Raw genomic sequence first — 20,854 nt, forward strand, 5'->3', positions numbered from 1 at the left:
AGAGGGATGTTAATGCCTGATTTTTTCACGTTTATTAATGATGTACTCTGGGGATCGGTAATGATCTACCTGCTCTTCGGGGCAGGGTGTTGGTTTACCTGGCGCACAGGCTTCGTACAATTTCGCTATATCCGCCAGTTTGGCAGAAGTCTGAAAAACAGTGTCAGCCCGCAGCCAGGAGGGTTAACCTCGTTTCAGTCGCTCTGTACCAGCCTTGCCGCCCGTATCGGTAGCGGCAACCTGGCGGGCGTGGCGCTGGCCATTACCGCAGGCGGGCCTGGCGCCGTGTTCTGGATGTGGGTCGCCGCCATCATTGGTATGGCGACTTCGTTCGCCGAATGTGCCCTCGCGCAACTGTATAAAGAGCGGGATCGCCACGGTCAGTTTCGCGGTGGCCCCGCCTGGTATATGGCGCGTGGGTTAGGCATGCGCTGGATGGGCGTGTTATTCGCCATCTTTTTGCTGATCGCCTACGGGCTGGTGTTCAACAGCGTACAGGCCAACTCGGTGTCCCGCGCCCTCAAATTCGCTTTCGACTTCCCACCGGTTATCACCGGTATTGTCATGGCGATTGCCGCCCTGCTGGTCATCGTGCGGGGGATAAAAGGCGTGGCGCGGATGATGCAGTGGTTCGTCCCCATGATGGCGCTGTTGTGGATAACCACCAGCCTGGTAGTTTGTCTGATCAACATCGACCAACTGCCTGATATCATCATTTCTATCGTTAAAAGCGCGTTTGGCTGGCAAGAAGCGGCGGGCGGCGTGGCGGGATATACGCTGAGCCAGGCAATCACCAGCGGTTTTCAACGCAGCATGTTTTCCAATGAAGCCGGAATGGGCTCAACGCCTAACGCTGCCGCCGCTGCGGCATCCTGGCCCCCGCACCCTGCGGCGCAAGGGATAGTGCAGATGATCGGTATTTTTATCGATACGCTGGTCGTCTGTAGCGCAACGGCGATGCTGGTTTTACTGGCAGGCAACGGCACGACCTATGCGTCGATGGAAGGCATCCAACTGGTGCAGAAAGCAATGAATGTGCTGGTTGGTGACTGGGGGGCTGCGTTCGTCGCGGTCATCGTGATTCTGTTTGCCTTCAGTTCCATTGTGGTCAACTACATCTACGCGGAAAACAACCTGTATTTTCTGAACCTGGACAATAAGCGCGCCATCTGGATTTTACGCGTTGCCACCTGCTCTACGGTGGTGGCCGGAACCTTGCTTAGCTTCCCGCTGTTGTGGCAACTGGCGGATATCATCATGGCCTGTATGGCGATCACTAACCTGACAGCAATATTGTTGCTCTCACCGGTGGTGCATACTCTGGCAAGTGATTATTTGCGTCAGCGAAAACTGGGAGTCCGTCCGGTATTTGATCCACTGCGCTACCCGGATATCGAGCAGCAACTGGCACCCGATGCCTGGGACGATATCCCGCGAGACTAATCACAACTATCGATCAATTCAGTCGTGTTTTTTGCTACAGTCGCAGTAAATTTCCTGCAAGGACTGGATATGCTGATTCTGATTTCACCTGCAAAAACGCTCGATTACCAGAGCCCTCTGGCGACTACGCGCCATACGTTGCCTGAACTGCTGGACCACTCCCAGCAGTTGATTCATGTGGCGCGCAAACTCTCGGCTCCGCAAATCGGTAAGCTAATGGGCATCAGCGACAAGCTCGCCGATTTGAACGCCACCCGCTTTCACGACTGGCAGCCGGACTTCACGCCGGAAAACGCGCGTCAGGCTATTCTGGCCTTCAAAGGCGATGTTTATACCGGATTACAGGCCGAAACCTTCAGCGAAGCCGATTTCGATTTTGCCCAGCAGCATTTGCGTATGCTCTCAGGCCTGTACGGCGTGCTGCGTCCACTGGATCTGATGCAGCCTTATCGTCTGGAAATGGGCATTCGTCTGGAGAACGCCAAAGGGAAGGATCTGTATCATTTCTGGGGCGATATCATTACCGATAAGCTTAACGAAGCGCTCGCCGCACAGGGCGACCAGATCGTGATTAATCTTGCGTCGGATGAATACTTCCGCTCCGTGAAGCCAAAGAAACTGAACGCAGAGATAATTAAACCTGTCTTCCTCGATGAGAAAAACGGCAAGTTCAAAGTCATCAGCTTCTATGCCAAAAAAGCACGCGGCCTGATGAGCCGCTACATCATTGAAAACCGCCTGACGAAGCCTGAACAGCTCACCGACTTCCACAACGAAGGTTACTTCTTTGATGAAGCTGCCTCCGGGGATGGCGAACTGGTGTTTAAGCGTCACGAACAGTAATACGATGCCGGGAGGCGCACACCTGCCCGACATCTGCGTTAATGATGTTTCCTGTCAGGACCTGGACGATGATCGTCGTGACGACGGTCATCGTGTTTATCATAGTGCGGCTGCGGGCGTGGTCCGTGCGGCTGCCAACGATTTCCGCGCCACTCATAATGTTTATTCCACCAGCCGTGATCGCGCCAGTTTCCACCATCCCAGTAGTTACCGTGATTATCGCGATCGCCAATTTGTAATTTAACGGCTGGAACCAGCGTGATTTCAGCCGCCTGCACGGCGAGTGGAGTCACCAACATCATGGAGAGTGCCAGAAGCACAGGTTTCAATTTGTTCATGAGGTACTCCTTTCTGTCATTGCCCGTGTTGGGTTGATGAAAGGAGAGTACGTGATGGGAACGAGAGTTGTTATTCTCCGCAATCCTAATCTCTAAGTATGCGCATTTATTGGGAATTCCTGCTTTTTCTCTGCGTAATTTCTCCTTATTTTCTCCATAAAATAAGCCGGGTATCCCCGGCTTATTCACAACAGTGGAAAACTTATCCGCGCGTCATCATCAGCTTACGCAGGGCGGCAAAATCCGCCGGCAAATGTTGCGAAAGCAACGGCAGATCCGCACGCTCTGCCAGCGCTTTTGGCAAATCCAGCGTTTCATTCAGGATCGCTTCCACGCTCTCTTTAAACTTCGCCGGGTGGGCAGTGCCGAGGAACAGACCGTATTCGCCCGGGTTGAGTTGGTCACGCAGGGCGCGGTAGGCCACGGCAGCATGAGGCTCAGAGGTGTAGCCCTTCGCTTTCAGTTCGCGCATCGTTTCCTGCGTGGTTTCATCATCCACAGCCGCATAACCAAGCTCATTCAGACGCCAGATTTTACGGCGGAACAACTCCTCAACGCGTGGCCAGTTGTTCGGTTGACTCACATCCATCGCGTTAGATAACGTCGCCTGGGTTGCTTTTGGCGCCCACTGCCCGTCCTGTAAGAAGCGTGGCACGGTATCGTTAACGTTGGTAGCGGCGATAAAACGCTTCACCGGCAGGCCGAGGGATTTTGCCAGCAGTCCCGCCGTCAGGTCGCCAAAGTTACCGCTCGGGACAGATACAACCAGCTGATTCCGCGATTCCTGCGGCAATTGCGCAACCGCTTCAAAGTAGTAGCAAATCTGCGCCAGCAGGCGACTGATATTAATGGAGTTCGCTGAGTTCAGCCCCAGCGCCGCTTTCAGTTCCTCATCATCAAACGCCTGTTTGACCAGCGCCTGGCAGGCGTCAAAATCGCCGTCGATGGCAACGGTTTCAATGTTGCCACCCAGCGTGCAGAACAGTTTTTCCTGCAACGGACTGATTTTGCCATTCGGATAGAGGATCACCACGCGCACGTTCGGCAGACCATAAAACGCATGCGCCACGGCCGCGCCGGTATCACCTGAGGTTGCCGTCAGAATAGTCACCGGCTTGTCGCCGCTGATGTGGGTCAGCATCTGCGCCATAAAACGGCCACCGAAATCTTTAAACGCCAGCGTCGGGCCATGGAACAGCTCCAGACAGCCGATATCGCCTTCTACCTGAGCAACCGGTGCAGGGAAAGTAAAGGCAGCGCGCACGCGCTCTTCCAGAATCTCCTGCGGGATTTCATCGCCGATGAACGCGGAAAGGATCTTTGCGCTACGGCTGACGAAGTCCTGGCTCAGCATCTCATCAACTTCTGTCAGGTTGAATTCCGGCAGTTCGTGCGGGAAAAACAGCCCCTGATTTTTGCCCAGCCCCTGCGTGACGGCCTGCGCAAAACTAACCTGTTCGTTGTGATCTTTAAGATTGTAGAGTTTCATCAATTATCCCAGTACTCGTGCGCCCGCCGTGTCCAGCCGGCAAATATGAACAAAGCCTTCCTGATTTTGCAGGTAGTGACTGCCCAGCCAGTCCGCCACGCGCTGTGCCGTCTCCGTTTTATCACAGAGCGCAAACAGCGTTGGCCCTGAACCGGATATACCGCTGGCCAGCGCGCCAATTTCCGCGACGGCCTGACGCGCCTGAGCAAAACCAGGCAACAGACGTTCGCGGTACGGTTCGGCAATAACATCCTTCATCAGTTTCGCCGCAAGCCCAGGCTGACGGGAATAACAGGCGTGAATAAACCCGGCCAGGTGTCGCCCGTGGGCAATGCAATCCTGGCGACGATACTGTGCAGGCAGAATTGCCCGCGCTTCCGCCGTAGAGACTTTAATGCCCGGATAGGCCAGTACCCACAGCCACTCATCAAAGCCTGGCACCTGCTGACTGATAATGCCGTTTTCTTCGATCATCAACTGCATACCGCCGAGGAAACACGGCGCGACGTTATCATAATGAATGCTGCCAGAAATACGCCCTTCCAGTTCCCCCATTAGCGCCAGCAGACGCGTGTCATTCAGCGGTTTGCCGCAGTGCTCATTCATCGCGACCAGTGCCGCCACCACCGAGCAGGCACTGGAACCTAATCCGGAACCGATCGGCATGTTCTTTTCCAGCGTCATTGCCACCGGAACGGACTTACCCAGTTCCTGACAAAAACGCTCCCAGCACTGGTAAACAATATTTTCACGCGGTTCTGGCGGCAGTTTGTCAGCAAAGCGGCCCAGATTGTTCAGACTGAAACTGTCCGCCGCCTCGACCGCCACCACGTCGCCCAGCAGTGAACCGTCAACGGGGGTCACCGCCGCCCCGAGCACATCAAATCCAACGCTCATATTGGCGCTGGAAGCCGGGGCATAAACTTTAACCATGTCAGACTCCTAGCTTCCATGAGAGGGTACGCAGCAGGTCAGCAAACACCCCCGCCGCCGTGACGTCGTTACCCGCGCCATAACCGCGCAGAACCAGCGGTAGCGGCTGATAGTAGTGGCTGTAAAACGCCAGCGCGTTTTCGCCGTTTTTCACTTTGTACAACGGATCGTTACCGTCCACTTCAGAGATCTTCACCCGACAGACGCCGTCTTCTTCGATATTGCCAACATAGCGCAATACTTTGCCCTCATCACGGGCTTTTGCCACTCGAGCGGCAAAGGCATCGTCAAGCTGCGACAAATTCGCCATGAACGCGTCAACGTCGCCTGAATCATCAAACGCTTTCGGCAGCACCGGTTCAATGACGATGTCAGACAGTTCCAGCTCGCGTCCGGTTTCACGGGCGAGGATCAGCAGCTTACGCGCCACGTCCATCCCCGAAAGATCGTCACGCGGGTCTGGTTCGGTATACCCCATTTCACGCGCGATACGGGTTGCTTCAGAGAGGCTCATGCCCTCGTCGAGCTTACCGAAAATAAACGACAGCGAACCGGACAGAATACCGGAGAATTTCAATAATTCATCGCCCGCATTCAACAAGTTTTGCAGGTTTTCAATCACCGGAAGACCGGCCCCTACGTTAGTGTCATAGAGGAATTTGCGCCGTGACTTCGCGGCAGCGAAACGCAATTGATGGTAGTAATCCATCGACGAGGTGTTCGCTTTTTTGTTCGGGGTGACCACGTGGAACCCTTCACGCAGGAAGTCCGCGTATTGATCGGCTACCGCCTGACTGGAAGTACAGTCCACAATCACCGGGTTCAACAGGTGATATTCCTTCACCAGGCGGATTAAGCGTCCGAGATTAAACGGCTCTTTCGCTTCAGCCAGTTCAGCCTGCCAGTTTTCCAGGTTCAGGCCATGCACATGGGTCAATAGCGCTCGGGAATTCGCCACGCCGCAGACGCGCAGATCGATATGTTTTTTCTTCAGCCAGCTTTGCTGACGCTTAAGCTGCTCCAGTAACGCACCGCCGACCCCACCAACGCCAATGACGAACACTTCGATCACCTGATCGGTATTGAACAGCATCTGATGGGTGACGCGTACGCCCGTCGTGGCGTCATCATTGTTAACTACTACCGAAATAGAACGCTCGGAGGAGCCCTGAGCGATAGCCACGATATTGATATTCGCGCGCGCCAGTGCGGCAAAGAATTTCGCCGAAATACCACGCAGCGTTCGCATGCCATCCCCAACGACGGAGATAATCGCCAGCCGCTCGGTAACCGCCAGCGGTTCCAGAACCCCCTCTTTCAGCTCGAGATAGAACTCATCCTGCAAAGCACGCTGTGCGCGGGAACAGTCCGCCTGCGGCACGCAAAAGCTGATGCTGTACTCAGACGAAGACTGAGTAATCAGTACCACGGAAATCCCCGCGCGAGACATCACCGCAAACACCCGCGCCGCCATCCCCACCATTCCTTTCATACCAGGACCGGAGACGTTGAACATCGCCATATTGTTGAGATTAGAAATGCCTTTCACCGGCAGTTCGTCTTCATCGCGACTGGCGCCGATCAGCGTGCCTGCCGCCTGCGGGTTACCTGTATTTTTGATGAGACAAGGGATTTGGAACTGTGCGATGGGAGTGATGGTACGAGGATGAAGCACTTTTGCGCCGAAATAGGAGAGCTCCATCGCTTCCTGATAAGACATCGACTTCAGTAACCTGGCGTCAGGCACCTGGCGCGGATCGCAGGTATACACCCCGTCGACATCCGTCCAGATCTCGCAACAGTCGGCCCGTAAGCAGGCTGCCAGAACCGCAGCAGAGTAATCTGAGCCGTTACGTCCCAGTACCACCAGTTCGCCTTTCTCATTACCGGCGGTAAAACCGGCCATGAGTACCATGTGATCGGCGGGAATACGCCCGGCTGCAATACGGCGAGTCGATTCGGCGATGTCGACGGTAGATTCGAGGTAGTGCCCTACTGCCAGCAGTTTTTCGACCGGGTCAATGACAGTAACGTGGTGGCCTCGCGCTTCCAGTAACCCCGCCATGATGGCGATCGACATCTTTTCGCCACGGCAGATGAGCGCAGCGTTAATGCTGTCCGGACACTGGCCAAGCAGGCTGATCCCATGCAGCACATGTTTGATTTGAGCAAATTCCTGCTCAACAAACACTTTCAACTGCGCCAGTGGAAAGCCCGGCTGGGCGTCGGCGAGTCCGGTCAAAAGTTCGGCAAAAATACGTTCTGCATCACTGATATTGGGTAATGCGTCCTGACCTCCGATGGTTTTTTCAATCATCGCCACCAGATGGTTGGTAATTTTAGCGGGGGCAGAAAGAACGGTCGCTACCTGCCCCTGCCTGGCATTACTTTCCAGAATATCGGCAACCCGCAGAAAACGTTCTGCATTTGCCACTGATGTACCGCCGAACTTCAACACTCGCATGGTTGTTACCTCGTTACCTTTGGTCGAAAAAAAAGCCCGCACTGTTCAGGTGCGGGCTTTTTTCTGTGTTTCCTGTACGCGTCAGCCCGCACCGTTACCTGTGGTAATGGTGATGGTTGTGGTAATGGTGGTGCTGATGCGTTTCATGGATGTTGTGTACTCTGTAATTTTTATCTGTCTGTGCTGTATGTCTATATTGGTTAAAGTATCTGGTGACCTAAGTCAATAAATATTTGATTTATTACCCTTACGAAACTTGTTCATGAGCTGCTGGCGAAGGCTTTATTTTCAACCAAACCCGCAGGAAAACCCCTCTTGAAATCAGCAGTTATCACCACAAACAAAACCAAAGACAAATTATTATTTTGTGACATTTTTTTCGATATCATGGACCAGGCGGTGCAACATTGCCGTGTCTCGCTGCCCTAATAGCCCCAGACGCTGTTGCAGCCAGTCGACCAGTTTGATGTCATCTGCAACCTCCAGAGTGGTCAATAGGGTCATGATGCGCGAGCGTAATGCCTGTAACTGAAATTCATCAGATGAATCGACTTCTTTAGCAGGTTGTTGCATTAAATTTGCTAATTGATAGCAATAGACCATTACCGCCTGGCCCAGATTCAACGAAGGATAATCTGCAACCATTGGCACCCCGGTCAGAACATCCGCCAGTGCCAGTTCATCATTGGTTAGCCCGGAATCTTCACGACCAAAAACCAGCGCAGCATGATTCATCCAGGACGATTTTTCTTCCAGCAGTGGAACCAGCTCCGCCGGCGTCGCGTAGTAGTGAAATTTTGCCCGACTGCGCGCCGTGGTGGCGACGGTAAAATCAACATCGACAAGCGCATCCGCAAGGGTTGGGAAAACAGCAATATTATCAATAACATCACCGGAGCCATGCGCCACCCACCGTGTGGCGGGTTCAAGATGCGCCTGACTGTCAACGATACGCAACTGGGTAAATCCCATGGTTTTCATGGCGCGAGCCGCAGCACCAATGTTTTCCGCTCTGGCGGGAGCGACGAGGATAATAGTAATGCGCATTTTTCTACTCTTTTTGCCTGTCCGCAGGTAATTGTGTGAACTGTGTCAAGATATTACGCGGAGCGAATTTACAAAATTTTAACGAAAATCAGTGGAAAACCGTTTCACCTTTCATAAAAGCAGCTAAACTATTTCCTTACTTTACTAATGTTTTTTATGTTAACAGAAACAGTATATCCTTCTGTTTATCAGAGATAATTTGATTTAAAATGAATCTCATTCATAGGATTCACCGTGTTAATTAGTTATCTTGTGCAACTAGTTGGATTATTGCAATTTTGTGATGAAAGCTAGCATTTGGATACGATGATTTCATCAAACTGTTAACGTGCTACAATTGAACTTGATATATGTCAACGAAGCGTAGTTTTATTGGGTGTCCGGTACGTCTTAGCCTGTTATGTTGCTGTTAAAATGGTTAGGATGACAGCCGTTTTTGACACTGTCGGGTCCAGAGGGAAACTACCCACGACCAAGCTAATGATGTTGTTGACGTTGATGGAAAGTGCATCAAGAACGCAATTACGTACTTTAGTCATGTTACGCCGATCATGTTAATTTGCGACATGCATCAGGCAGGTCAGGGACTTTTGTACTTCCTGTTTCGATTTAGTTGGCAATTTAGGTAGCAAACATGCAGACCCCGCACATTCTTATCGTTGAAGACGAGTTGGTAACACGCAACACGTTAAAAAGTATTTTCGAAGCGGAAGGCTATGATGTATTCGAAGCGACTGATGGCGCGGAAATGCATCAAATCCTCTCTGAGTATGACATCAACCTGGTGATCATGGATATCAACCTGCCAGGCAAAAACGGTCTTCTGCTGGCGCGTGAACTGCGCGAGCAGGCTAACGTTGCGCTGATGTTCCTGACCGGTCGCGATAACGAAGTCGATAAAATCCTCGGCCTCGAAATCGGTGCGGACGATTACATCACCAAACCGTTTAACCCGCGCGAACTGACTATCCGTGCCCGCAACCTTCTGTCTCGTACCATGAACCTGGGTACCGTCAGCGAAGAACGCCGTAGCGTTGAAAGCTACAAGTTCAACGGGTGGGAACTGGACATCAACAGCCGTTCTCTGATCGGGCCTGATGGCGAACAGTACAAACTGCCACGCAGCGAGTTCCGCGCCATGCTTCATTTCTGCGAGAACCCGGGCAAGATCCAGTCTCGTGCTGAGCTGCTGAAGAAAATGACTGGCCGTGAGCTGAAACCGCATGACCGTACCGTTGATGTGACTATCCGACGCATTCGTAAGCATTTCGAATCCACGCCGGATACGCCGGAAATCATTGCCACCATTCACGGTGAAGGTTACCGTTTCTGTGGCGATCTGCAGGATTAATCGGGTTACCACCGTCAAAAAAACGGCGCGCAATGCGCCGTTTTTCTTATCTGCTTTTAGCTGAATTTACTTCCACACGCGTAGCGCATCGTCCATCGGTGCTGTCGGTTTCGTCGGCGTTGGTGTCGATTTCACCCGCGAGAACGCATACCAGTCCAGATGCCGCGTCAGGAACATCACACTCCCCAGCGCCAACAGCAGCACGCTCGTTCCCAGCAGTAAGGCGCTGTCTTCCGAGCGCAACAGTACCCACATCACGCCATCCAGCGCCAGCAGTGCCAGTGTAAAGACCACGCTGCTACGCCAGCCTTGCAGCACCGCCTGGAGATAAACCCCATTCATCAGCGCACCCACCAGGCTTGCGACAATCCATGCCAGGGTGAAACCGATGTGTTCTGAGAGTGCCAGCAGCAACAGATAAAACATCACCAGCGACAGCCCCACCAGCAGATACTGCATCGGGTGGAGTTTTTTCCCGGTCAACGTTTCGAACACAAAGAAGGCCATAAAGGTCAGCGTAATCAGCAGAATGGCATATTTTGTCGCCCGATCCGTCAGTTGATACTGATCGGCAGGCGTGGCAACCGCGACGCTAAATGACGGCAGGTTATACCACCCGTTTTTTCGCGCATCGACAAACCGATCGCCCAGGTTATTGGCAAACCAACTGCTTTGCCACTGCGCCTGAAACCCTGACATGCTGATTTCGCGCTTATCAGGCAAAAAATCACCGAGGAAGTTGGGATGCGGCCAGTTGCTGGTGAGCGTCATTTGACTGCTACGCCCCACCGGAACCACAGAGAAAGAACCGGTTCCGCTTAAATTGAGTGACATCGCCAGGTCCACATCGCGCTTCGCCCATTGCGCATCCGGAAGCGGAATGTGGAGCCCTTCCCCGCGGTCCGTTAATCCTGTTCCCGGTTCGACAGCAAGCGCCATTCCGTTCACCTTCGGCGCTTTCACCACGCCGATACCCCGCGCATCACCCACGCCAACCACGATAAACGGTTTTCCGAGAGTTACGTTGGGCCGGTTGAGTTCACTCAGTCGCGCGACATCAAACTCCGCTTTCAGCGTGACATCGGTATGCCAGACCTGTCCCTCGTAGATGCCCACTTTTCGCGGTTCAACGTTCTGGTTACCCTCCACCATCAGTGACTCTGGCAACCAGAAGTGGATAAAGCTGCGCCTGTGCTGCACCTCTTTCTCGTTTTCCAGCACGGTGTATAACTCGGTCACAGGTATGGCAATTAGCGGGCCAACCACTTTTTGCGGTCCGCTGGTACTCTGCCGAATCGCATCCTCTACGGCATCGCGATAATCAGCACGTTCCACAATAATCTGCCGGACCATCATCAGGGGGATCAGCAGTAACACAATCGCACCGCCCAGGGTGACAATTTTCCAGAACAGGGGGGATTTCAACATAGCGTTCTCCTTATGCAATACCCGCAAAGTACGCACGCTATGTGGAGAGAATTTGAAGTTATGTGAAGTGACGGTGAAGTGTGAGCCTTGCCTCGACACCGCCTTCCGGCCGGTTACGCAATTCCGCACTCCCCTTCAGCAGCCGCGCCACTTCGCGGACGAACGCCAGCCCCAGCCCGCTGCTTTTGAGGCCATTGTCACGCGGCAGTGAGTAAAAACGCTCGAAAATCCGCGGTAAAGCAAAATCAGGAATGCCCGTACCGGAATCGGCCACCGTCAGCGTCACCCTCTCTGCATGCGCCTGTGCGCTGAGGGTGATGGTTCCGCCTGCCGGGGTGAAATCAATGGCATTATCCAGCAGATTACCCAACGCCTGTTCCAGCAATGCCGGATCCGCAGAAACGCTTAACGTCGAGGGGACACTCACCAGCGTTATCGCCTTCGTCGCCAGTTGAATGGCGCGCGCGTCGCGGATTTGCGCAAACACCTCATCGACCGCCACCCCAGAAAGCACAACATCCTGACGGTTTTCCAGCCGCGCCTGGCGCAGCAGGGTTTCAACCAGCGCCTGCATGCGTGCGTTTTGGCTGAGAATATTATGGGTAAAGCGCTTAACAATGTCCGGAGGCGGATTTTCCCGCAAAATTTCCGCCGCGCCGCGAATGGCCGCCAGCGGACTCTTTAACTCGTGGGTCAGTGCGTGCACGTACTGTTCGATGTAATTCTTGCCTTCCAGCTTCAGGCGCATGCTCTCCAGCGCCTGAGCCAGCTTGCGCAACTCACTGCTGCCGAGTTCTGGTAGCCGCATCGGCTGGTTTTCGGTTACGGAATCCGCGTAGCGCGTCAGGCGAGCAATCGAACGGTTAATCCACCAGACCATCCCGACGCCAATCACCAGCGCAATGCCAAGCAGAATCGCGCTGGCCCAGAGGATCCGGCGCTCGCTGCGTTTAATCACCGGTGCCATCGCGGCATTGGGTTTTCCGACGCTGAGCACGCCGATGATCTTTCCGTTGTCGACAATCGGCGCGGCAACGTACATGACCGAGCTTTCCGGATCGGCGGGATCCTGTGGTGTACTGCGCGCACCATACTGCCCACGCAGCGTTAGCCAGACATCATTCCAGCGGGAGTAATCCTGACCAACCGCTTTATTGACGGAATCAAACACCACTTTTCCCTGCACGTCCGTCATGTAGACATGGTACTCGTTGCGAACCTTATTGATGCCGCTGATGTTGGCGCGAAAGGGACGGTTATGCAGTTGCGTAAACGCCTGCGCCAGCTGGCCATGCGCCGGGTTACCCGACAGGAGATCGTCACGCGCCAGCGCCGCCAGCAGCGTGGCGGTATCGATCAGCGTCCCTTCCGTTGCGCGCCGTACGCCAGGTTTAATCTCCTGTACAAAAATAGAGAGAACAAACCACGCGGCAACGGCGACAATCAGGAAGTAGCCCAGCAGCAAACGCATGCCAATGCGCATCAGAGGCTCCTCAGGCTGTAGCCCATCCCACGATGCGTGTTGATCGGCGAAAGCGTCGGATTGATGGCGCGCAGTTTGGCACGCAGCGTTTTGATGTGCGTATCGACTGTCCGGTCGTAAGTATCCTGCGCATCGGCCCAGACGATATCCATCAGTTGCTGACGCGAATAGACACGGCCTGGCGACAGCAGCAGCGTTTTCAGCAGCAAAAACTCATAGCGCGTGAGTGACAGAGGTGTGCCAAACCAGGCCACCTCGGCAGCAGGTTCATTCAGCTCAAAATGACCGGTTTTGACGATGGGTGATGGCGTGGAAAACTTCTTCACCCGGCGTAGCAGCGTGCGTACTCTGGCGCACACTTCCCGCGGTGAAAACGGTTTGGCGACGTAATCGTCGGCACCGATTTCCAGCCCCAGCAGGCGGTCCACCTCGTCACTGCGCGCCGTCAGAAAGAGGATCGGTAATGCCGGATGGTGTTCCAGCAATCGTCGGCATAGCTCAAAACCGCTGATATCCGGCAACCCGACATCAAGAATCGCCACATCCGGGCACTGATGACGCGCTTTATCCAGCGCGGGCAATCCACGCTCAAAGGCTTCCACGATAAATCCTTCCTGCTGGAGCATATAAATCAGGGTATCCGCGATGCCCTGCTCATCTTCCACCAGCCAGACCGACACCTGCTGCATAGTGCTTCCCTGTTATTCTCGCCACGGCATGATAGGTACCGCGCTAATGGCATTTTTCGGCGACCCGTCGACAACCTTGTCGGAATAGGCCAGATAGGCCAGCGCGTTGCGTTTGGCATCATAGAAACGCACGACTTGTAAGGATTTGAAGACCAGCGAAGTGCGTTTCTTAAACACCACTTCACCCTGCGCTTTGCCATTCTTGATTCTGTCGCTCAGTTCTACCGGTCCTACCTGCTGACAGGAGATGGCGGCATCAGAAGTGTCTTCAGCCAGCCCCAGTCCGCCTTTAATGCCACCGGTCTTGGCGCGACTGACGTAGCAAGTCACGTTTTTGACATCAGGATCGTCGAACGCCTCTACGACAATTTTATGATCCGGTCCAAAGATCTTGAACACCGTATCGACGGAACCGATCTGTTCGGCAGAGGCCAGCGGTGCCAGCATGACCAACAGGGTGGATAAGATTAAACGCTTGTATTTCATATTGTTACCATTCTTAAAAATAACACTGTGCAATTATTCGACATTGTAAAAGAAACTGTTTAAAGATCACAGGATTACAATAATCTCGTTTTATCGAATTCAAAAAAAGCATTAATGCGCAAAAAAAACACTGAATGCTAAAACAGCAAAAAATGCTATTATCCAATAATCTGATGTCAGGTGTTTGTAGTTGAAAGGATGAGGATATTTTATGGATCAGGCCGGCATTATTCGCGACCTCTTAATCTGGCTGGAAGGTCATCTGGATCAGCCCCTGTCGCTTGACAACGTGGCGGCAAAAGCGGGTTATTCCAAGTGGCACCTGCAGAGAATGTTTAAGGACGTGACGGGCCACGCGATTGGTGCCTATATCCGTGCACGCCGCTTATCGAAATCCGCTGTTGCGCTTCGCCTGACGGCTCGCCCGATTCTGGATATTGCTCTGCAATACCGCTTCGACTCTCAACAAACGTTCACCCGCGCCTTTAAGAAACAGTTTTCCCAAACGCCTGCGCTGTATCGTCGCTCACCGGAATGGAGCGCATTCGGGATTCGTCCTCCGTTGCGGCTGGGTGAGTTTGCCCTGCCTGAGCATAAGTTTGTCACGCTGGAAGATACACCTCTGCTTGGCGTTACCCAGAGTTACTCGTGTTCGCTGGAACAAATCTCCGATTTCCGCCACGAAATGCGCATCCAGTTCTGGCACGATTTCCTTGGCAACGCGCCTGTGATCCCGCCCGTGCTGTATGGCCTGAACGAAACGCGCCCCAGTCTTGAAAAAGATGACGAGCAGGAAGTGTTCTACACCACCGCGCTGCCTCAGGAGCAGGCCAATGGTTATGTGCAATCCGCACAACCCGTGCTGTTACAGGGTGGCGAGTATGTGATGTTTACCTACGAAGGGCTGGGAACGGGCGTTCAGGAGTTCATTCTGACTGTCTATGGTACCTGCATGCCGATGCTGAATCTGACGCGTCGCAAAGGGCAGGATATCGAACGGTACTACCCGGCTGAAGATGCCAAAGCCGGTGACCGCCCGATTAACCTACGCTGCGAATTCCTGATTCCGATTCGCCGTTAACGCTGCAGTTCATCCAGTGCGGGGGCGTCCAGATGTGAGACATCCCCCGCCGTTTCGACCACCCATCCCGGCGCCAGCCACAGGCTCTCCTGATAATCCACCCGCGAAATCGAGCAGTTACGCAGGCGTAAACGACGCTCCGCGTACGCAGGAAGCCCCAGGATCGTACTGACCAGACAGCCCAGTGCAATGCCATGACTGACCAACAGCGGACGACTCCCCTGCGGCAGATCCAGACAGGCGGCGAGCGCGCCATGAACACGATCGCTCAACTCCTGCATCGACTCCCCTTCAGGAATACGTCCGTCAACGGTGCCGTTGACTAACTGGCGGCGCCAGTTCTCTTCTTCTTCAGTCAGGGTATCAATATGACGTTTTTCCAGCACTCCCATGTGCAGCTCGCGCAGGCGGGCGTCTAAGGTGATATCACAGCCACAGGCCTGGGCGATGATTTCAGCGGTGCGGCGTGTACGTCCCAAATCGCTACTAATGACGTGGGTGATGCCGAGGCTTTTCGCGCGGTCACCTACCTGCATAGCTTGTTGCTCACCTTTAGCGGTCAGCGGACTGTCGGACTGGCCTTGAATGCGTCGCTCGGCGTTCCACTGCGTTTCACCGTGGCGAACAAGGTATACCTGTAACATGCTATTTTTCCGTATACTGCAAAGAGTTTTTATAAAATCGAGCTTAATTATGCACCATGTTGTCTCAGCAACCACCAATCCCGCCAAAATTCAGGCGATTCTGCAGGCATTTAACGAGATCTTCGGTGAAGGATCCTGCCATATTGAGTCTGTAGACGTCGATAGTGGCGTACCAGAACAACCCTTCGGAAGTCCTGAAACGCGTGCTGGCGCACGGAATCGGGTCGAAAATGCCCGTCGTGCGCGGCCAGACGCTGATTTTTGGGTGGCCATTGAAGCAGGCATTGATGAAGGTGCAACCTTTAGCTGGGTAGTGATCGAAAACGCCGACCAGCGCGGTGAAGCGCGTTCTGCAACGCTGCCACTTCCAGAAGTCATTCTCGAAAAAGTCCGTCAGGGTGAGGCGCTTGGGCCGGTGATGTCACACTACACGGGTATTGATAAGATTGGCCGAAAAGAAGGGGCGATTGGCGTATTTACCGCCGGGAAACTGACGCGCGCCAGCGTCTACCACCAGGCGGTAATTCTGGCGCTCAGTCCGTTTCATAACGCGATTTATCGTTGAGTTTGTAGGCGGATAAGACGAAGTCGTCATCCAGCGAGGGGGCGACTGCGAGCCTGATGGCGCTACGCTTATCAGACCTACGAAAACACGTTTCAGGCGTTTTTCAACAATACGGCTTCCAGCCACTGACGCAGTTCAACAGGGGCAGATTTCAGGCTGTTAGAACCGCGGGTGATCGTAGCAATTCCTGCGCCCAGCTCGTTTTTAAGCTCACGCTGGCTCATCTCGCCACGTAATAACTCTTCGATAATGCGTACACGCGTCCCCAGCGCTTCGCGCTCATCCGGGGTTAGCATCAGTTGCAACAGCGGTAAGTGCAGCTCCTCTGCGTAAGACTGGCGGAGCAACTCCACAAAACGAAGCCACTCCTGATTACGTTGTTCGGCCATCGCCGATGAATAAGGGGAATGCTGGGTCATGTTATGCCGCCCTGTTGTACTCACTCACGAGTACAAATCATAACATAACCCACCGGATTAATAACGTCTCTGCCACTCAGAATCGCTCATCAGGGTGTCTTTCTGCCCCATGAAATAGCGATAATAGGCATCATAGGCCAGCACGTTCTTCACATAGCCTCGGGTTTCCGAGAAGGGAATACTCTCGACAAATGCTACGGCGTCGATCCGTCCCGCACTGTTGCCAAGCCAGGTACGCACACGCCCTGGTCCGGCGTTGTAGGCGGCTGACGAGAAGATCCGATTATTGCCAAACTGCTGGTAGACGTACTGCAGGTAGCTGGTGCCGATGTTGATATTGGTTTCCGGATCCAGTAACTGATTCTGGCTACTGTAACCCGGAATAGAGAACATCTTCACCGTGTGCGTCGCGGTGCCTGGCATTATCTGCATCAGCCCGCTGGCGCCGACCGGCGATTTCACCTTCGGGTTCCAGGCGCTCTCCTGACGTGCGATCGCCATCGCATAGCTTTGCGGAATATCTTTGCCACGGGTATAGCGGGCGAAGAGATCCTGATACGCCAGCGGGAAGCGTTCTTCCAGATGATCCCAGAGTTTACCGGCGATCGTCGCCTGCACGCTCAGATCCCACCACTGATTATTGAAGGCATAACGCGCCAGTTGCGCCTGCTCCGTCTTCGTCCGGCTGGTAACCAGGTTCGCCCATTCGCTACGGGCAGTGTTATCCAGATTCCAGTACATCAGTTCACGGACGCGCGCCATTTCCGGCCCCTGGGTCAACGTGTTATTTACATTGTCAGGTGCTTTATCAATTTGCAGAACGTATTCTTCTCCAAGGCGCTGCGCGGCCGCCATTGGATAGAAACCGCGCTGCTGCATCAACGCATGCAGGATCTCTTTTGCTTCCGCTTCACGTCCCCGCTCCAGCAGCAAATCGGCCTGCCAGTAGCGCCATTCGTCCTTTTCCTTCGCTTCCATCGGTAGACGCGCCAGCCAGGTGTTCAGGCCACGGCGATCGCCGGTCCCGAGCGCCATGCGCACCCGGCGTTCCACCAGCGTCGTGGATTGCGAGCGCATAATTGCATCATCGCGCCATTTCGCCTGCTCGTCGGTAACGTCGTTGCCCATTAATCGCCAGGCGACAATATCGCGTAGCTCCTGGGTTTGATCCTCATTCAATTGCTGCGCCTGCACCAGTGACGGGATCATCAGACGCGCGTTTTCCGCATCCTGGCGAGCAACGCTGGCAAAGGCTACGGCGGCCATCTGGCGGGTAAAATCAGTCGCACCGGTGGTGCGCGCAAAGGTCATGACGCTGTTCGGATTGTTTGCCAGTGAGATAATCGCTGATGCGATCGTCTGATACTCCGCCGGCATCTGCCCGGCCAGTACCGTCACCAGTCCGGTATTTCCCGCTTTCATCGCCAGACGAATGCGCTCCAGGTAAGAGAGCGGGTCCTGAGTGCCGGAAGCGCGCCAGACGCTGAACAGTTTGTCACAGGCATTCGGCTGACTCTTCCCGGTTAACCACAGCGCTTTTGCGCCTTGCCAGGCCTCTTCTGCCTGTCCGGTATTCCACTTCGCGTAGTAATAATTGCACTGCGCCTCGGTGGTTCTCGGTTTCTCCGGACTAAACGCTAATAACCCGCGCCAGTCTTCACGTCGTGCCAGCTCGTTAACGAAACGCGATTCCAGCGTACGCGCTGGCGGCAGGGTTGGATTGGCACGGACAAAGTTGGTCACCGTGACGGTCGGCTGATTCATCAGATCATCGGTGATTTGCCGATATTCCAGATAGGGATACAGGGGGTAATTCTTCAGGCCCGGCATCATCTGCTCCACGACATCCATCTGTCGGTTATCCCAGGCCTGCTTAATTTGTGCGTAACGATTACGCTGTTCATCCAGTGAATCGGCTCGCGCAGCCTGACTTAACGTCAGCAGGCACACACCGGCGGCAATCAGACGCCAGGTAAATCGTTGGGCTTTGTCCACAAGCTCTTCCTCTAAATATGATACGTCGTTGCAGCCTCATGCCGCCTAATGATTTCATGCTAACCAGTCATTGGCATTTACGCCACGTCGCGGACACTTTTTTACTTTTACTGCGAGTGAGATCTGCTGGCTGGGATTGAGAGGGGAAAAAGGCTACACTTCGCCTTTGAAAACATCTATACCCTAAATAATTCGAGTTGCAGGACAAAGCCCAAAGGGCTTTGAACAGCGCTAGCGCTGGCCCCGGAGGGGTGAAGCCGAAGGCTGAGTCACGCGGCAAGGGAGTGACAAATTCGTCGGGAACGAATTTGACCAGCCGCAGGCTGGCCTTCGGTGAGAGACAGGATGTCTCTCATTAATCCCCAGGAGCTTACATAAGTAAGTGACTGGGGTGAACGAGTGCAGCCAACGTACATGCAGCTTGAAGTATGGCGGGTATATTCATCACGATAAATACAGAGGCGAGTCCAACGTGGCCCAATTCGTTTATACCATGCATCGTGTCGGCAAAGTCGTTCCGCCGAAACGTCATATTCTTAAAAACATCTCGCTGAGCTTCTTCCCTGGCGCAAAAATCGGCGTACTGGGCCTTAACGGTGCCGGTAAGTCCACCCTGCTGCGCATCATGGCGGGCATCGATAAAGATATTGAAGGCGAAGCCCGCCCGCAGCCAGGCATCAAAATTGGTTACCTGCCGCAGGAACCTCAGCTAAACCCTGAACACACCGTACGTGAGTCTGTCGAAGAAGCGGTGGCGGAAGTGGTCAACGCACTGAAAGGTCTGGATGAGGTTTACGCGAAATACGCTGAGCCGGATGCCGATTTCGATAAACTGGCCGCGCAACAGGGCAAATTTGAAGAGATCATTCAGGCGCACGACGGTCATAACCTGAACGTGCAACTGGAACGCGCTGCCGACGCCCTGCGTCTGCCAGACTGGGACGCCAAAATCGCGACCCTCTCCGGGGGTGAACGTCGCCGTGTCGCACTGTGCCGTCTGCTGTTAGAAAAACCAGACATGCTGCTGCTCGACGAACCGACCAACCACCTGGATGCAGAATCCGTGGCCTGGCTGGAACGCTTCCTGCACGACTTCGAAGGCACCGTGGTGGCGATTACCCACGACCGTTACTTCCTCGACAACGTCGCGGGCTGGATCCTCGAACTTGACCGCGGCGAAGGTATTCCGTGGGAAGGTAACTACTCCTCCTGGCTTGAGCAGAAAGATCAGCGTCTGGCGCAGGAAGCCTCTCAGGAAGCAGCGCGTCGTAAATCTATTGAGAAAGAGCTGGAGTGGGTTCGTCAGGGCGCGAAAGGCCGTCAGTCTAAGGGCAAAGCCCGTCTGGCCCGCTTTGAAGAACTGAACAGCACCGAGTACCAGAAACGTAACGAAACCAACGAACTGTTTATTCCACCGGGACCGCGTCTGGGCGATAAAGTCGTTGAAGTCAGCCATCTACGTAAATCTTATGGCGACCGCGTGCTGATTGACGATCTGAGCTTCTCCGTCCCGAAAGGCGCTATTGTCGGCATTATCGGCCCGAACGGCGCGGGTAAATCCACCCTGTTCCGTATGATGTCCGGTCAGGAACAGCCTGACAGCGGCACCATCACACTGGGGGAAACCGTCAAGCTGGCCTCCGTCGATCAGTTCCGTGACGCCATGGATAACAGCAAAACCGTGTGGGAGGAAGTATCCGGCGGGCTGGATATCATGAAGATCGGCAACACCGAAATGCCAAGCCGCGCCTATGTTGGCCGCTTTAACTTCAAGGGTGTTGATCAGGGCAAGCGCGTCGGCGAACTGTCCGGCGGTGAGCGTGGTCGTCTGCATCTGGCGAAACTGTTGCAGGTTGGCGGCAACATGCTGCTGCTCGATGAACCGACCAACGACCTGGATATCGAAACCCTGCGCGCGCTGGAAAACGCCCTGCTGGAGTTCCCGGGCTGTGCGATGGTTATCTCGCACGACCGTTGGTTCCTTGACCGTATCGCCACCCACATTCTGGACTACCAGGATGAAGGGAAAGTGGAGTTCTTCGAAGGTAACTTCACCGAATACGAAGAGTACAAGAAACGCACGCTGGGCGCTGACGCGCTGGAGCCAAAGCGTATCAAGTACAAACGTATTGCGAAGTAATTGTTAGTAATGCCGG

General features: G+C 54.1%; 20 protein-coding genes and 1 other annotated feature. Of the genes, 6 read left to right on the forward strand and 14 right to left on the reverse strand.

Annotated elements, in window-relative coordinates; genetic code table 11:
• The first annotated feature begins 12 nt into the window (after nt 1-12).
• Nucleotides 13-1,443 (forward strand): alanine/glycine:cation symporter family protein, encoded by a 1,431-nt coding sequence (locus KE671_RS10740; protein ID WP_206162942.1) that lies wholly within the window; start codon nt 13-15, stop codon nt 1,441-1,443.
• A gap of 69 nt (nt 1,444-1,512) precedes the next feature.
• Nucleotides 1,513-2,286, forward strand: a complete 774-nt coding sequence (yaaA, locus tag KE671_RS10745) for a peroxide stress protein YaaA (RefSeq protein ID WP_206162943.1) — start codon at nt 1,513-1,515, stop codon at nt 2,284-2,286.
• Between the two features lie 38 nt (nt 2,287-2,324).
• Here yaaA and KE671_RS10750 read toward each other — a convergent pair whose 3' ends face one another.
• From KE671_RS10750 to yjjY, 7 genes are all read right to left on the reverse strand, one after another.
• The gene (locus KE671_RS10750) at nt 2,325-2,624 is read right to left on the reverse strand and encodes a DUF2502 domain-containing protein (RefSeq protein ID WP_206162944.1); all 300 of its coding nucleotides are present in this window, start codon (nt 2,622-2,624) and stop codon (nt 2,325-2,327) included.
• Between the two features lie 202 nt (nt 2,625-2,826).
• Nucleotides 2,827-4,113 carry a threonine synthase gene (thrC, locus tag KE671_RS10755; RefSeq protein ID WP_206162945.1) on the reverse strand — a complete coding sequence of 429 codons (1,287 nt, stop codon included), beginning with the start codon at nt 4,111-4,113 and terminating at the stop codon, nt 2,827-2,829.
• Between the two features lie 3 nt (nt 4,114-4,116).
• The gene (thrB, locus tag KE671_RS10760; RefSeq protein ID WP_206162946.1) at nt 4,117-5,046 is read right to left on the reverse strand and encodes a homoserine kinase; all 930 of its coding nucleotides are present in this window, start codon (nt 5,044-5,046) and stop codon (nt 4,117-4,119) included.
• Between the two features lies 1 nt (nt 5,047).
• On the reverse strand, nt 5,048-7,510 hold the full coding sequence (thrA, locus tag KE671_RS10765; RefSeq protein WP_206162947.1) for a bifunctional aspartate kinase/homoserine dehydrogenase I: 2,463 nt from the start codon (nt 7,508-7,510) through the stop codon (nt 5,048-5,050).
• A gap of 25 nt (nt 7,511-7,535) precedes the next feature.
• Nucleotides 7,536-7,656: a sequence feature (Thr leader region), on the reverse strand.
• A complete protein-coding gene (gene thrL / locus KE671_RS10770; protein WP_001386572.1) occupies nt 7,592-7,657 on the reverse strand; it encodes a thr operon leader peptide in 66 nt (21 codons plus the stop codon). Its footprint overlaps the feature before it by 65 nt.
• A 213-nt stretch (nt 7,658-7,870) precedes the next feature.
• On the reverse strand, nt 7,871-8,557 hold the full coding sequence (locus KE671_RS10775; protein WP_206162948.1) for a tRNA/rRNA methyltransferase: 687 nt from the start codon (nt 8,555-8,557) through the stop codon (nt 7,871-7,873).
• A gap of 398 nt (nt 8,558-8,955) precedes the next feature.
• Entirely contained in the window at nt 8,956-9,096 is a 141-nt protein-coding gene (gene yjjY / locus KE671_RS10780; protein WP_042998021.1) for a protein YjjY, read from the reverse strand.
• Nucleotides 9,097-9,191: 95 nt separating this feature from the next.
• On the opposite strand from yjjY, the gene arcA reads away from it, so the two are divergent.
• Complete coding sequence (gene arcA, locus KE671_RS10785) at nt 9,192-9,908, forward strand: two-component system response regulator ArcA (protein ID WP_001194359.1); 717 nt, start codon at nt 9,192-9,194, stop codon at nt 9,906-9,908.
• 66 nt (nt 9,909-9,974) lie between these two features.
• Here the strand turns inward: arcA and creD are convergent, their stop codons facing one another.
• From creD to creA, 4 genes are read right to left on the reverse strand one after another with little or no spacing between them, the layout of a single operon-like run.
• A complete protein-coding gene (gene creD / locus KE671_RS10790; RefSeq protein ID WP_206162949.1) occupies nt 9,975-11,336 on the reverse strand; it encodes a cell envelope integrity protein CreD in 1,362 nt (453 codons plus the stop codon).
• A gap of 58 nt (nt 11,337-11,394) precedes the next feature.
• Complete coding sequence (gene creC / locus KE671_RS10795; protein ID WP_206162950.1) at nt 11,395-12,819, reverse strand: two-component system sensor histidine kinase CreC; 1,425 nt, start codon at nt 12,817-12,819, stop codon at nt 11,395-11,397.
• The gene (creB, locus tag KE671_RS10800) at nt 12,819-13,508 is read right to left on the reverse strand and encodes a two-component system response regulator CreB (RefSeq protein ID WP_206162951.1); all 690 of its coding nucleotides are present in this window, start codon (nt 13,506-13,508) and stop codon (nt 12,819-12,821) included. The genes creC and creB overlap by 1 nt, the downstream gene beginning before the upstream one ends.
• Nucleotides 13,509-13,520: 12 nt before the next feature.
• The gene (creA, locus tag KE671_RS10805) at nt 13,521-13,994 is read right to left on the reverse strand and encodes a protein CreA (protein ID WP_206162952.1); all 474 of its coding nucleotides are present in this window, start codon (nt 13,992-13,994) and stop codon (nt 13,521-13,523) included.
• A gap of 211 nt (nt 13,995-14,205) precedes the next feature.
• Here creA and robA point away from each other — a divergent pair, with 211 nt between their 5' ends.
• Nucleotides 14,206-15,075, forward strand: a complete 870-nt coding sequence (gene robA / locus KE671_RS10810; protein WP_206162953.1) for an MDR efflux pump AcrAB transcriptional activator RobA — start codon at nt 14,206-14,208, stop codon at nt 15,073-15,075.
• Here robA and gpmB read toward each other — a convergent pair.
• Entirely contained in the window at nt 15,072-15,719 is a 648-nt protein-coding gene (gpmB, locus tag KE671_RS10815; protein ID WP_206162954.1) for a 2,3-diphosphoglycerate-dependent phosphoglycerate mutase GpmB, read from the reverse strand. The genes robA and gpmB overlap by 4 nt on opposite strands.
• 49 nt (nt 15,720-15,768) lie before the next feature.
• Between gpmB and yjjX the strand changes: the two genes are divergently transcribed.
• Complete coding sequence (gene yjjX / locus KE671_RS10820) at nt 15,769-16,284, forward strand: inosine/xanthosine triphosphatase (protein ID WP_206162955.1); 516 nt, start codon at nt 15,769-15,771, stop codon at nt 16,282-16,284.
• A gap of 92 nt (nt 16,285-16,376) precedes the next feature.
• On the opposite strand, the gene trpR is transcribed toward yjjX, so the two are convergent.
• Nucleotides 16,377-16,703, reverse strand: a complete 327-nt coding sequence (gene trpR, locus KE671_RS10825; protein ID WP_206162956.1) for a trp operon repressor — start codon at nt 16,701-16,703, stop codon at nt 16,377-16,379.
• 57 nt (nt 16,704-16,760) lie between these two features.
• Complete coding sequence (gene sltY, locus KE671_RS10830; protein ID WP_206162957.1) at nt 16,761-18,698, reverse strand: murein transglycosylase; 1,938 nt, start codon at nt 18,696-18,698, stop codon at nt 16,761-16,763.
• A gap of 472 nt (nt 18,699-19,170) precedes the next feature.
• On the opposite strand from sltY, the gene ettA reads away from it, so the two are divergent.
• Nucleotides 19,171-20,838, forward strand: coding sequence for an energy-dependent translational throttle protein EttA (ettA, locus tag KE671_RS10835; RefSeq protein WP_042324039.1), 1,668 nt, complete (start codon nt 19,171-19,173; stop codon nt 20,836-20,838).
• Nucleotides 20,839-20,854: the final 16 nt, after the last annotated feature.

This window comes from Citrobacter amalonaticus (genome assembly GCF_018252635.1).
GTDB lineage: Bacteria > Pseudomonadota > Gammaproteobacteria > Enterobacterales > Enterobacteriaceae > Citrobacter_A > Citrobacter_A amalonaticus_E.